At 70.3% G+C, this 13077-nt stretch carries 10 protein-coding genes; 1 reads left to right on the forward strand and 9 read right to left on the reverse strand.

Features of this window, described 5'->3' with window-relative positions; translation table 11 throughout:
* Positions 1-148: 148 nt before the first annotated feature.
* The 7 genes from gcl to ACWED2_RS23540 form a co-directional block, all read right to left on the reverse strand.
* Positions 149-1837 carry a glyoxylate carboligase gene (gene gcl, locus ACWED2_RS23510; protein ID WP_449692634.1) on the reverse strand — a complete coding sequence of 563 codons (1689 nt, stop codon included), beginning with the start codon at positions 1835-1837 and terminating at the stop codon, positions 149-151.
* 1 nt (position 1838) lies between these two features.
* The gene (locus ACWED2_RS23515) at positions 1839-2726 is read right to left on the reverse strand and encodes a 2-hydroxy-3-oxopropionate reductase (protein ID WP_449692635.1); all 888 of its coding nucleotides are present in this window, start codon (positions 2724-2726) and stop codon (positions 1839-1841) included.
* Positions 2723-3532: a hydroxypyruvate isomerase family protein gene (locus ACWED2_RS23520; protein ID WP_449692636.1), complete on the reverse strand. Its 810-nt coding sequence runs from the start codon at positions 3530-3532 to the stop codon at positions 2723-2725. The genes ACWED2_RS23515 and ACWED2_RS23520 overlap by 4 nt, the downstream gene beginning before the upstream one ends.
* Before the next feature lie 137 nt (positions 3533-3669).
* A complete protein-coding gene (locus tag ACWED2_RS23525) occupies positions 3670-4527 on the reverse strand; it encodes a 2Fe-2S iron-sulfur cluster-binding protein (RefSeq protein WP_449692637.1) in 858 nt (285 codons plus the stop codon).
* Positions 4524-6266, reverse strand: a complete 1743-nt coding sequence (locus ACWED2_RS23530) for an NAD(P)H-dependent oxidoreductase subunit E (RefSeq protein ID WP_449692638.1) — start codon at positions 6264-6266, stop codon at positions 4524-4526. Before ACWED2_RS23530 ends, ACWED2_RS23525 begins: the two co-directional genes overlap by 4 nt.
* A gap of 1 nt (position 6267) precedes the next feature.
* A complete protein-coding gene (locus ACWED2_RS23535) occupies positions 6268-8187 on the reverse strand; it encodes a molybdopterin oxidoreductase family protein (RefSeq protein ID WP_449692639.1) in 1920 nt (639 codons plus the stop codon).
* A 12-nt stretch (positions 8188-8199) separates the two neighbouring features.
* Positions 8200-9189 (reverse strand): 2-dehydropantoate 2-reductase, encoded by a 990-nt coding sequence (locus tag ACWED2_RS23540; RefSeq protein ID WP_449692640.1) that lies wholly within the window; start codon positions 9187-9189, stop codon positions 8200-8202.
* Between the two features lie 250 nt (positions 9190-9439).
* On the opposite strand from ACWED2_RS23540, the gene ACWED2_RS23545 reads away from it, so the two are divergent.
* Positions 9440-10177 (forward strand): GntR family transcriptional regulator, encoded by a 738-nt coding sequence (locus ACWED2_RS23545; protein WP_449692641.1) that lies wholly within the window; start codon positions 9440-9442, stop codon positions 10175-10177.
* Between the two features lie 30 nt (positions 10178-10207).
* On the opposite strand, the gene ACWED2_RS23550 is transcribed toward ACWED2_RS23545, so the two are convergent.
* On the reverse strand, positions 10208-11581 hold the full coding sequence (locus ACWED2_RS23550; RefSeq protein ID WP_449692642.1) for an OFA family MFS transporter: 1374 nt from the start codon (positions 11579-11581) through the stop codon (positions 10208-10210).
* A 50-nt stretch (positions 11582-11631) separates the two neighbouring features.
* On the reverse strand, positions 11632-13011 hold the full coding sequence (locus ACWED2_RS23555) for an OFA family MFS transporter (RefSeq protein WP_449692643.1): 1380 nt from the start codon (positions 13009-13011) through the stop codon (positions 11632-11634).
* Between the last annotated feature and the right edge of the window lie 66 nt (positions 13012-13077).

Genomic DNA, 13077 nt, shown 5'->3' on the forward strand with positions numbered 1-13077 from the left:
CGGCCCCGGTTTGTACTTTCCGACAACACCCTGGTCGCGGACACGGAAAGGCCGCCGCACGAGGTCAGGGTCTCGTGCGGCGGCCGTGGTCACGCGCGGGCTCGTGAGTGGTAATTCGGGTTAGAACCCGAATTACCACTCACGAGCGTCAGCAGGGTTCGAACTCGCGGACGGCGTCGAGGGCGGCCCCCATGGCGGCGTTGCCCTCGCGTTCGATCATGATTTCCACCAGGACCGGGCGGCTGGTGCGCTCGGCCTCCTTGCGCGCCCACTCCAGGGACGTCCGGATCTCCCCCGGCTCGTGCACCCGGGTGCCCGAGCAGCCGTAGGCCTCCATGATCTTCACGTTGTCCGTGCCGATCGCGTCGTAGTGGATGTCGACCTCGAAGTTCATCTCGTAGCCGGTCTCGGCCTGGCGGATCAGGCCGAGGTACTCGTTGTTGAGCATGATCAGCACGAACCCGACGTCGTACTGGGCGGCGACCGCCAGCTCCTCGACGAGGAACTGGAACGAGTAGTCCCCGACCACCCCGACGACTTCGGCGTCGGGCCGCGCCTTCTTGACGCCGATCGCGGCCGGGATCTCCCAGCCGAGCGGGCCCGCCTGGCCGCACACCTGGTAGTGCCGCGGCTTGTGCGCCTTCTGGAACTGGCCCGACCAGATCTGGTAGAGCCCGATCGCGGTGACGAAGTAGGTGTCTTCGCCGAAGGTTTCGTTGATCTCCTTGAACACCCGCGGCGCCTTGATCGGCAGGCTGTCGAAGTCGTCCCGCCGGGGCAGCGCTTCCTTGAGCTCGCCGATCCGCCCGACCCACTCGCGCCGTGGCGGCACCGAGCGCTTCTCCAGCGCCGTGAGCAGCGCGTCGAGGAACTCCCGCGTGTCCGAGACGATCCCGAGGTCGGGGCCGAACACCTTGCCCAGCTGGGTGGGCTCGATGTCGACGTGGACGAACTTCCGGTCGCCGCGGTAGACCGACAGCTCGCCGGTGTGCCGGTCGCCGAAGCGCGCCCCCAGCGCCAGGACCAGGTCCGATTCGAGGAAGGCCGCGTTCGCCCAGCGCTGGGACGTCTGGATGCCGGCCATCCCGGCGAACAGCTCGTGGTCCTCGGGGAAGCTGCCCTTGCCCATCAGCGTCACCTGCACCGGGACGTCCAGCCGCTCGGCGGCGGCACGCAGCTGCTCGCTCGCCTCGCCGAGCACGACCCCGCCACCGGCCAGGATCAGCGGGCGTTCGGCGGCCAGCAGCAGGTCCAGCGCGCGCTCGACCCGCGCGGGTGCCGGGGTCACCCTGGTGACCGGCAGCGGCGAGTCGATCGAGGAGTCCCACTCGATGTCCTGCTTCTGGACGTCGATCGGCAGGTCGATGAGCACCGGGCCGGGCCGGCCGGACCGGGCCACCCGGAACGCCTCGCGGAAGATCCACGGCAGCTGCGCGGCCTCCTTGACCTGCACCGCCCACTTCGTCACCGGCTTGGCGATCTCGACGATGTCGACCGCCTGGAAGGCCTCCTGGTGCAGCTTGGTCGTGGCGGCCTGACCGGTGATGCAGATCATCGGGATCGAGTCCGCGTGCGCGGTGTAGAGCCCGGTGATCATGTTCGTCCCGGCCGGGCCGGATGTGCCGATGGCAACGCCGACCCTGCCGTTCGTCCTGGCCCAGCCGTCGGCCATGTGCGTCGCGCCCTCTTCGTGGCGGACGATCAGGTGCTCGATCGCCCGGCCTTGTAGGGCGTTATACAGCGGGAGGATGGCGGCGCCGGGGCAGCCGAAGACGGTGTCGACGCCTTCGCTCTCCAGGACGTCGACGACCGCCTGCATCGCGGGGATCCGGGGCATGTCACACCTCCGCCGGGACGCGGCCCGACAACTGTTCGACGACCTTCAGCAAGGCCGAGTGGTCTTCGGCGCCGTACCCCATGGCGCGGCCGGCGGCGACGAGCTGGGCGACCAGCCCGGTGAGCGGGAGCGCGACGCCGGCCTGCCGGGCGGCGGCCAGCGCGATCCCCATGTCCTTGTGGTGCAGGTCGATCCGGAAGCCGGGCGCGAACTGCCGGTCCACCATGGACTGGCGCTTGAGCTCCAGGATGCGGCTGCCGGCGAGCCCGCCCGCGAGCACGTCGAGCCCCGTGGCGGCGTCCACACCGGACGCTTCCAGCAGCACGATCGCCTCGGCGACCAGACCGTAGATCCCGCCGACGACCAGCTGGTTCGCCGCCTTCACGACCTGGCCGGCGCCGTGCGGGCCGACGTGCACGATCGTCTTGCCGACGGCCTCCAGGACCGGTTTGGCGGCTTCGAAGTCTTCCGCGGAACCGCCGACCATGATGGACAGCGACGCCTGTTCGGCCCCGGCCTGCCCGCCCGAGACGGGGGCGTCGAGGACGCGGATCTTCCGGTCCCGCGCGGCTTCCGCGATCGCGATCGACGTCTCGGGCCGGATGGTGCTCATGTCGATCAGCAGCGTGCCCGGCTCGGCGGTGTCGAGGACACCGCCGTCGGCCAGCACGACGTCCTCGACCTGCGGGTGGTTCGGCAGCATCGTGATCACCACGTCGGCCCCGGTCACCGCGTCGGCGACGCCGGTCGCCGCGCGTCCGCCGGCGGCGGCCAGCTTCTCCCCCGCGGCCGGCGTGACGTCGTAGCCGCTGACGTCGTGCCCGGCCGCGACCAGGTGCGCGGCCATCGGGGCGCCCATCACGCCCAGTCCGATGAATCCCAGTTTCATGCTCGTCCCCTTCGGGTTTTCGGCAGCCAGGCCAGCGACGTGAGCGTGTCGGGCTCCGGGACGTACTCGATCCCGACGAAGCCCGCGTAACCCGCGTTCTGCAGCTTCGCGAGGTGCCCGTCGATGTCCAGCTCGCCGGTGCCGGGCTGGTGGCGACCGGGCGCGTCGGCGATCTGCACGTGCCCGATCCGGGCGACGTGCTGCGTCGCGAGCGCGTCCAGGTCGTCGCCGTTGACGGCCAGGTGGTAGAGGTCGGCCAGCAACCGCACGTTTTCGCGCCCGAGGTCGTCGAGCACGGCCACGGCGTCCGCGGCGGTCTTGAGCGGGTAGCGGTCCGCGCCGGAGAGCGGTTCGAGGACCAGCTGCGCGCCGATCCGGGCGGCGGCGTCGGCGGCCTTGTCCAGGTGTGCCCGGGCCAGGTCGTCCTGCTTGGCCGGGTCTTCGCCGTCGAGCCGGTTGCCGTAGAGCGCGTTGAAGCTGCGGCAACCGGTGCGTTCGGCGATGCCGAGGGCGACGACCAGGCTGTCGGCGAACGCCGCCTCCCGGCCGAGCCAGCTCACCAGGCCCCGCTCCCCCGCGGCCATGTCCCCGGCGTAGAAGTTCAACCCGCGCAGGCGCACCCCGTCGAGGCTCCGCACGAACGCGTCGACCTCGTCGCGCCCCGGCACCGCCGAGCCGAACGGCCACCAGTACTCGACGTCGGTGAACCCGGCGTCCCGCGCGGCGGCGGCACGCTCGAGGAGCGGGACCTCCTTGAACAGGATCGACAGGTTGGCGACGTACGGCAGGGAGTGACCTTCAGGCATCGCGACCTCGAATTTCGCTATCCGGAATTTTTCTTTCGCATATCGAGAATAGCCGCTGACCTGCACCGAGGTCAACGCCGAGACGGCGAAGGCGCCGCGGCTCGACGAGCCGCGGCGCCTTCAGGAAGACGGTGCCGCTACCTGTTCTGGACGTGCTGCCAGCCGAAGCGGCCCTTGATGCAGAGGTTCCCGTGCGTCACCGAGCTCTCGTGCGGCGAAGTCACCTTCACGATCTCGTTGTCCTGGACGTGCAGCGTGAGGTTGCAGCCGACACCGCAGAACGTGCACACGGTCGTGGTCCGCCGCTGCCGCGACTCGTCCCAGGTGCCGTCTTCGCGCTTGTCGTACTCGCGCTTGAAGCTGAGCGCGCCGGTCGGGCAGACCTCGACGCAGTTGCCGCAGTACACGCAGGCGCTGTCCGGCAGCGGGTTCGCGAACTCCGTCGAGATCCGGGCGTCGAAACCGCGGCCGGCCACGCTGATCGCGAACGAGTTCTGCCACTGGTCGCCACACGCGTCGACGCACTTGTAGCAGAGGATGCACTTCCCGTAGTCCCGGACGTACAGCTCGTTGTCCACCAGCGCCGGTTGGGCCACGGTCGCGGCGTCCGGGCCGAAGCGGTCCGGGTCCGCGCCGGTTTCCGCGATCCACTCCGCGACGCCGGGTGTCGTCGACAGGTCCGTCGCGGACGCCAGGAGTTCGAGGACGACCTTTCGGCTCGTGCGCGTCCGCTCCGAATCGGTGTGCACCACCATGCCCGGCTCCGCCTTTCGCGAGCAAGACGGCACGAGCGTCCGGGAGCCCTCGACTTCGACCATGCAGACGCGGCAGGCGTTCGCCGGTTCCAGGGTGTCGCCGTAGCACAGCGTCGGGATGTCCTTGCCCGCCGCCGTGCACGCCTCGAGGATCGTCGAGCCTTCGGGGACGCGGACCGTTGATCCGTCCACAGTGAACTCGACGAGGCGCTTGGGGATTCCGATGTCCACAATGGTCATTTCAGGGCTCCCAGGCGGTCGATGGCCGATTCGATGGCGTTCCACGCGGTCTGGCCGAGGCCGCAGATCGACGAGTCGCGCATCACCCCGCCGACTTCCCGCAGCAGCGGCCGCTCGTCGGACTTGGCCGCCAGGACGCGCCGGATCGCCTCCTCCTGGCGTACCGTCCCGATCCGGCAGGGGACGCACTGCCCACACGACTCGTCGCGGAAGAACCCGGCGATCCGCAGCAGGAACCCGCCCAGGTCCACGAGGTCGTCGAGGACCAGGACGACGCCCGAGCCGAGCGTCGTCTTCGCCGCCCGCGCGTCCTCGAACGTCAGCGGCAGGTCCAGCTCGTCCGGCCGGACGAACCCGCCGGCCGCGCCGCCCAAGAGGATCGCGCGCAGCGAGCGGCCCTCCGGTACTCCCCCGGCCAACGCCAGCAGTTCGCGCAAGGAAGTTCCGAACGGCACCTCGTAGACGCCCGGCCGTTCGACGTTGCCGGACAGGCAGAACAGCTTCGGCCCGGCCGAGGCCTCCGTGCCGATCGCGCGGTACGCGGCCGCCCCTTCGGTGAGGATCAGCGGGACGTTGACGAGGGTCTCGACGTTGTTCACCACCGTCGGCTTGCCGAACAGCCCCTGCTCGACCGGGAACGGCGGTTTCGTGCGGGGTTCGCCGCGGAAGCCCTCGATCGAGTTGAAGATCGCGGTCTCCTCGCCGCAGATGTAGGCGCCCGCGCCGCGCCGGATCTCGATGTCGAACGAGAACCCTTCGTGACCCATGACGTCCGCGCCGAGGAACCCGCGTTCGCGGCACACCTCCAGCGCGTTGCGCAGCAGCCGCAGGGCCCGCGGGTACTCACCGCGCAGGTAGACGAACCCCCGGCTCGCGCCGATCGCGTACGCCGCGATCGTCATCGACTCCACCAGCGCGAACGGGTCGCCCTCCAGGAGCACCCGGTCCTTGAACGTGCCGGGTTCGCTCTCGTCGGCGTTGCACACGAGGTAGTGCGGCCCGGCGGGCTGCGCGGCGGTGGCCGCCCACTTGCGTCCGGTCGGGAACGCGGCGCCGCCACGGCCGAGCAGGCCGGAGTCGGTGACCTCGCGGATGACCGCGGCCTGCCCCATCCGCAGGGCGTTGCGCAGCGCCGCGTAGCCGCCGGTCGCCCGGTAGTCGTCCAAACTGGACGGATCGACGACGCCGACCCGGCGCAGCAGCCGAAGCCCGTCCCGCTGGTGGATGACCGGCGGCGCCCCTTGGCCCGCGGGCGCTCGCTGGGCGGCGAGCACGGCCGACGCGCCGGTCGCCGGGGCGAGCAGCTCGGTCGCCGCCGGGTCGCCGGCCTGGAACGTCAGCGCCGCGGGGGCCCGTTCGCACACGCCGAGGCACGGGCTGCGCAGCCACGTGACCCCGCCGCGCGCCTTCCCCGCGGCGCCGACGTGCTCGGTGAGGACGTCGCACACCGTCTCCGCGCCGCTGATCCGGCAGGCGAGGTCGGTGCACACGTGCACCACCCGCTCCGGGCGTTCCTGGAGGGCGAACAGCGAGTAGAAGCTCGCCACGCCGTACGCGTCGGCAGGCGGCACGTGCAGCGTCTCGCAGATGAGGTTCAGCGCGCCCTGGCTGAGCCAGCCGACCCGGTCGTTGACCGCGTGCAGTGCGGGGAGCAGCTGGTCGCGGCCGCCGCCGGCGAACCCGGCGAGCGCCTCCTGTTCTTCGTGCGACGCGATGGCGTCGAGCAGCTTGAGGTCCACTTCAGACCTCCAGCGGGAGCTTGTCGACCCGGATGGCCGCGGCCTTGTACTCGGCCGTCCCGGCGATCGGGCAGGTCGCTTCGATGGTGATGACGTTGACGTCGACCTCGTCCGGGAAGTGGAAGGTCATGAACGCCAGCCCGGGCTTCAGCCCCTTGTCCAGCCGCACCGGTGCCACGATCGCGCCCCGCCGGGACGAGATCCGGACCAGCTCGTCGGGCTCGACGCCGAGCGATCGCGCGTCCTCCGGGCAGAGGTCGAGGGTCTCTCCCTGGCGCAGCGGCGACGGGAACCCGCCGGACTGGACGCCGGTGTTGTACGAGTCCAGGCGCCGTCCGGTGGTGAGCCGGATCGGGAACTCCTCGGTGAGCAGGTCGACCGGCGGGCTGTGTTCGATGACCGTGAACGGCGCCGGGCGGCCGCGTTCGGCCGGGTCTTCGGCCCAGAGCCGGGCGTGCAGGAACGTCGGTTCGAGGGTGTCTTCGGAGAAGCACGGCCATTGGATGCCACCGAGCTCTTCGAGGCGCGCGTACGACATCCCGGCGTGCATCGGCGACAGCGACCGCAGTTCGTCCCAGACCTCTTCGCCGCCGGTGTAGTGCCAGTCGTGCCCGAGCCGGCGGGCGAGCTCCGACAGCAGTTCGATGTCGTCGCGGGCGCCTTCCGGTGGTTCGAGGGCCTTGCGGACGCGCTGGACCCGCCGTTCGGAGTTGGTGAACGTGCCGTCGCTCTCGCACCAGGCGGCCGTCGCGGGCAGGACGACGTCGGCCAGCTGCGCGGTCTTGGTCAGGAAGATGTCCTGCACGACCAGGTGGTCGACGTTCGCCAGCCGCTTGATCGTGTGCTCGCAGTCCGCTTCGGACTGCACGGGGTTCTCGCCGATGATGTACACGCAGGTCAGGGCGCCGCGTTCCATCGCGTCGAGCATCTGCGTCAGGTTCAAGCCCTGGTGCGGCGGGATCGACGAACCCCACGCGGTGTCGAACTTCGCGCGGACGTCCGCGTCGAGGACGTCCTGGAAGCCGGGGAGCCGGTCCGGGATGGCGCCCATGTCGCCGCCGCCCTGGACGTTGTTCTGCCCGCGCAGCGGGTTCAGCCCGGCGCCGTACCGGCCGACCTGCCCGGCCAGCAGGGAGAGGTTGATCAGGGCGAGGACGTTGTCGGTGCCGTTGTGGTGCTCGGTGATGCCGAGGGTCCAGGACAGCTGGGCGCGGTCCGCGCGGGCGAACGCGACCGCCAGTTCGCGGATCAGCTCGGCCGGGACGCCGGTGGTCTTCTCCGCGACCTCCAGGGTCCACGGCTCGACCGACGCGGCGAACTCGGCGAACCCCTCGGTGGCCCGTTCGATGAAGGTCGTGTTGGCGAGTCCGGAGTGGATGATCTCCCGGGCGATGGCGTGGGCGAGCGGGATGTCGGTGCCGACCTCGAGCTGCAGCTGCCGGTGCGCCCAGCTTGCGGTGCTGGTCTGCCGTGGGTCGACCACGAAGAGCTTCACTCCCTTGTGGACGGCCTTGAGCACGTGCTGGAAGAAGATCGGGTGCGCCTCCCGCGGGTTGCCGCCCCAGATCACGATGACGTCGGCGTCCTCGATCTCCTGGTAGGAGGACGTGCCGCCGCCGCTGCCGAACACCCGGGCCAGCCCGGCGACGCTCGGCGCGTGGCAGGTGCGGTTGCACGAGTCGACGTTGTTCGTGCCGATCACCGCGCGGGTGAACTTCTGCGCGACGAAGTTCATCTCGTTGGTGGCGCGGGCGCACGAGAACATCCCGAACGCCTCGGGCCCCTTGCCGTCCAGGGTGCGGCGGATCCCGGCAGCGGCCCGGTCGAGGGCTTCTTCCCAGGTGGCCGGCCGCAGCACGCCGGAATCGCGCACCAGGGGCCGGGTGAGCCGGACGTACGGCTCGGTGTTCCTGCGCTTCACGGGGACCTCCGGTCAGTGCGACCCGACAGGGACTTTGCTGGTGTGGTCGAGGAGTGAAATCGCGGCGTGGACGTGCCGCAGGGCGGGCGCGGGCACACCGGTGAGGCCGGCCAGCTCGACGACCGCGCCGATGATCGCGTCGATTTCCAGGGGCTTGCCGGCTTCGAGGTCCTGCAGCATCGACGTCTTGTGGTGGCCGACGCGCCAGGCGCCGTCGATGCGCTTCTCGACGGAGATCTGCGGGTCGGCGCCGGCCGCCCGGGCGATGGCCAGGGCCTCGGTCATCATCGTGGCGACGAGCGCGCGAGTGTCCTCGTGCTCGCACATCTGGGCCATGGTCGCCCGGGTGAGCGCCGACAGGGGGTTGAAGGCGACGTTGCCCATCAGCTTGATCCAGATGTCGTTGCGCAGGTCGGCCTCGACCGGCGCCTTGAGGCCACCGGCGATCATCGCCGCGCTGAGCACCTTGGCGCGCGCCGAGATCTCGCCGTCCGGCTCGCCGAGGGAGAACCGCGTGCCTTCCAGGTGCCGGATGACGCCCGGCTCCTCGATGACCGTCGAGCAGTAGACGACGCAGCCGATCGCCCGGCGCAGCTCGAGCACGGCGGTCACCGAGCCGCCGGGGTCGACGGTCTCGACCCGCTGCCCTTCGAGCGGGTGTCCGCGCAGGCCGTGGAAGTACCACCACGGGATGCCGTTCTGCGCCGCCACGATCGCGGTCTCCGGGCCGAGCAACGGGGCGAGCAGCTTGCCGCACGAGGCGTAGGAGTTGGCCTTCAGGCCGAGGAACACGAAGTCCACCTCGCCCACTTCGGCGGGGTCGTCGGTGACGTGCGGGTGGGCGGTGAAGTCGCCGCGCGGGCTGAGCACCCGGACGCCGTGCTCGCGCATCGCCGCGAGGTGGGCCCGGCGGGCGATGAGGTGCACCTCGGTCCCGCCGCGGTGCAGCGCGGCCCCGACGTAGGCGCCGATCGCCCCGGCCCCGAGAACAGCCACCTTCATGACGCGCCTCCAAGGTCCAACGATATTGCATACAGTATCCTGGATTCTTGATCCAGACCAGATCCCGGCGACTTCCCACTCGGGCGGCGCAGAGAAGAGCGACAAATCAGACACATGGGGTCACTTCCGCCGGGCACGCTGATCCACATCGACCCAAAACCGCCCCCGGCGGGTGAGTTCCGGGATTTTGCATACCAAAACCTGTATCCTGGGGACAGATGATCGCTTCCGCCCCGACTCGAGGTGTCCCGTGAGCCAGCCCGCTTCCCCGCTGCCCGACCGCGGCCCGACCGGCCGCCGCACGGCCAAGGGCTCGCTCAGCTCGACCGCCGCCAAGCGCGTCGAACGGCCCGCGCCGCTGCGGCAGGTCGTCTACGAGGCCCTCGCCGAGCTGATCATCAACCGCACCCTCGAGCCTGGGCAGCACCTGGTCGAGGCCGACCTCGCCGAGTACCTGGGGGTCAGCAGGCAGCCCGTCCGCGAAGCCCTGCAGCGGCTGCAGAGCGAAGGCTGGGTCGACCTCCGCCCCGCCCAGGGCGCGTTCGTGCACCTGCCGACCGACGAAGAGGCCGACCAGCTGCTGAGCGTCCGCAGCGTGCTGGAGACGCACTCCGCGAAGCTCGCCGCCGGCCGGGCCACCGCCGCCGACGTCACCCGCCTGCAGGAGTTGCAGCGGGCCGGGCTCGAGGCGCTGGCCGCCGAGGACACCGAAGGCCTGGTCGCCGCCAACGCCGCCCTGCACGCGTTCATCACCGAGCTGTCCGGCAACAAGGTGCTGGCGGAGCTGATCGGCCTGGTCGACCGCCGGGTCCGCTGGTACTACACGCCGATCGCGCGGCCTCGCGGCCAGGACGCCTGGCACGAGCACGAGGAACTGATCCAGGCCATCTCCGCCCAGGACACCGACACGGCCGAGAAGATCATGGCCAAGCACACCGAACGGACCCGCCAGGCTTACCACGAACGTCCGGACGCTCCCCGGTCCTGAGTTCGGCCGCACCGGGGAGCGATCACCGGATCAGCCGCCGGCCGCGGCGGAGGGTCGCGTCACCAGCTCGGTTTCGGCGAGCTGGTGACGCGGCCGGCCCGGCTGGCGCAGGAACAGCGTCAGCACCGCCGAAAGCAGCGCGATGCACCCGGCGAGGATGTACGCGCCCGTGTAGCCCCACACGCTGATCACACCCGCGGCGAGCCCGCCGCCGCCGACGCCACCGACCAGCTTCGCGCTGTAGACCAGCCCGTAGTTCGACGCGTTGTTGTTCTCGCCGAAGTAGTCCGGCACCAGCGCCGCGAACAGCGGGTAGAACGCGCCGCCACCGAAGCCCGTCAGGAACGCGAACACCATGAACAGCACCAGGTTGTGGGTGTTCCCGGCGTACAGCACGCCGAACTGCGCGACGGCCGCGATCACCAGCACCAGCGTCAGCGTCTGCCGCCGGCCGAGCTTGTCCGACGCCCAGCCGACGACCGCGCGGCCGGTGCCGTTGACGACCGCCAGCACGCCGGCCGAAGAGGCGGCGACGAACGCGCCGAAGTGGCTCACCTTCGCGAACGGCACCTGGAAGTTGATGCCGAACAGCGAAACCCCGCCGATGATGACCAGGCACACCCACATCAGCGGCAGCATCCCGGTCCGGACCGCTTCTCCCGGCGAGAACTGCTTCACCGCGGGCGGGTTCTTGGCCAGTCCCCCGGTCGTGGACTTCCGGTCGCGGACCCAGGCGAGCGGGTCGACGTCCTGCGGCCACCAGCTCTTCGGCGGGTCCTTGAACAGGAAGCCGCAGATCCCGACGGCGACGAGCATGTACACGCCCATGACGTCGAGGATCACCGAGTAGTTGGCCGGGGTGAGGAAGGCCGCGAACACGTAGATGAACGGGACGGCGCCGTACGCGAAGCCGCCGTTCACGAACCCGGTCCGTGCCCCGCGCTTCTCGGGATACCACTTGCCGACCATGTTGATGCAGGTCGCGTACACCAGCCCGGCCCCGATCCCGCCGAGCACCGAGTAGCCGGCGAACGCCAGCACGAGGTTGCCGCTGTGCGAGATGGTGAAGTAGCCGATCGCGCTGCACATCGCGCCGGCGAGCATGGCCGTGCGCGCCGACACGATGTTCTTCTCCCGCAGGCGCCCGGCCGGGAACGCCACCGCGGCCTGGAACACCGCCCAGATGCTGGCCAGCCAGAACGCGTCCGACAGCGTCCAGCCGTACTTCTGCTCCAGGGTGCCTTCGACGGCGCCCCAGCCGTACTCGAACACGCTGACCGCCATCATGGCGATCCAGGGCAGCCACACCATCCAGCCGCGTGAGCGCCCCATGATGTCGTGCGGGGTCTCACCGACCCGGTACACCCTGCCGTTCTCGTCGACTATCTCCTGGTACTCGGTCATGAGTGATCTCTTTCGTCCACGCCGATTCGGTTTCCTTGCCGGTAGCGGGGTCAGCCGGTGGCGGGGCGCGCGACGAGCCCGGTTTCGGCGAGCCCGTGACGCATCCCGCCGGGCTTGCGGCCCGGCTGGCGCAGGAAGAGGGCGAGGCCGGCGGCGAGCAGGCTCGTCCCCGCGGCCAGGTAGAAGGCCGGGCCGTAGCCCCACCCGTCGATGACCAGCTTCCCGAGGCCCGCGCCCACGATCCCGGAGACGAGCTTCGAGCTGTAGACCAGGCCGTAGTTGCTGGCGTTGTTGTTCTCCCCGAAGTAGTCCGCGGTCAGCGCGGCGAACAGCGGGAAGATCGCCCCGCCGCCGAACCCGGAGACCATCGACGCCAGCAGGAACAACGGCATGCTGCCGAGCGAGCCGGACAGGTACACCGCGATCTGGGCGAGGCCGAGCACCACGCAGACCAGCAGCAGCGTCTGCCGCCGCCCGTAGCGGTCGGAGATCCAGCCGATCACCCCGCGCCCGGCGCCGTTGATGACCGCCTTGAGGCTCATCGCCAGCGCGACGATGCCGCCCGCGAAGCCCATCTCCTTGCCGAAGGGGACCTGCGCGGAGATGCCGAAGATGTTGACACCCGCCGTGCACAGCAGGCAGATCCACATCAGCGGCAGCATCCCGGTCTTGAGCGCCTCCCGCGGCGTGAACTGCTTGACCGCGGGCGGGTTCTTCGCCAGCGACCGGCGCACGCGCGGGTCGTCCGGGACCTTGAGCGGGTCGACGTGCGCCGGCCACCAGTTCTTCGGCGGGTCGCGGAAGAAGAACCCGCTGACCGCGACGGCGGCGGCCAGGAACAGCCCGACCGCGGGCAGGATGGTGCCGTAGTTGCCCAGGTCGAGGTAGTTCGTGAAGATGAAGATGAACGGGACCGAGCCGTAGGCGAACCCGCCGTTGACGAAACCGGTCTTCCCGCCCTTGCGCTCCGGGTACCACTTGCCGACCATGTTGATGCAGGTCGCGTAGACGAACCCGGCGCCGCCCCCGCCGAACAGGCCGAAGCCGAGGTAGGCCCAGAAGACGCTCGGTGCGTAGGCCAGCGCCAGGTAGCCCAGCACGGTGCCCGCGGAGCCGAGGAGCATCGCCGACCGGGCGGACAGCTTGCCGCTTTCCCGCAGTTTCCCCGCGGGGAACGCGACCGCGGCCTGGAAGAAGACCCAGACGGCCAGCAGCCAGAAGATGTGGGCGCCGTGCCAGCCGTGCGCCGCGGACAAGGTGTCCTCGGCCGAAGTGAACGCGTATTCGGAGGAGCTGATGGCCATCATGGCCACCCAGGGCAGGACGACCATCGTCCACCGTGGCCTGCCCATGATGTCCCGGTCGGATTCACCGACCCGGTAGGTTCTTCCGTTCTTGTCGGTGATCTCCTGGTACGTGGCTGCGGTCATGAGAGTTCTCTTTCGTCACCGTTGACTCATGTCCCTCTGTTGCCGTCGTGCGGTGGGATCTTCGTC

The sequence above is a fragment of the Amycolatopsis sp. NPDC005003 genome (assembly GCF_053600695.1).

Excerpts from the sequence above, each read along its gene's own strand:
- gcl (WP_449692634.1), bottom strand. The coding sequence starts at position 1,837 with ATGCCCCGGATCCCCGCGATGCAGGCGGTCGTCGACGTCCTGGAGAGC.
- ACWED2_RS23515 (WP_449692635.1), bottom strand. The coding sequence starts at position 2,726 with ATGAAACTGGGATTCATCGGACTGGGCGTGATGGGCGCCCCGATGGCC.
- ACWED2_RS23520 (WP_449692636.1), bottom strand. The coding sequence starts at position 3,532 with ATGCCTGAAGGTCACTCCCTGCCGTACGTCGCCAACCTGTCGATCCTG.
- ACWED2_RS23525 (WP_449692637.1), bottom strand. The coding sequence starts at position 4,527 with ATGACCATTGTGGACATCGGAATCCCCAAGCGCCTCGTCGAGTTCACT.
- ACWED2_RS23540 (WP_449692640.1), bottom strand. The coding sequence starts at position 9,189 with ATGAAGGTGGCTGTTCTCGGGGCCGGGGCGATCGGCGCCTACGTCGGG.
- ACWED2_RS23550 (WP_449692642.1), bottom strand. The coding sequence starts at position 11,581 with ATGACCGAGTACCAGGAGATAGTCGACGAGAACGGCAGGGTGTACCGG.
- ACWED2_RS23555 (WP_449692643.1), bottom strand. The coding sequence starts at position 13,011 with ATGACCGCAGCCACGTACCAGGAGATCACCGACAAGAACGGAAGAACC.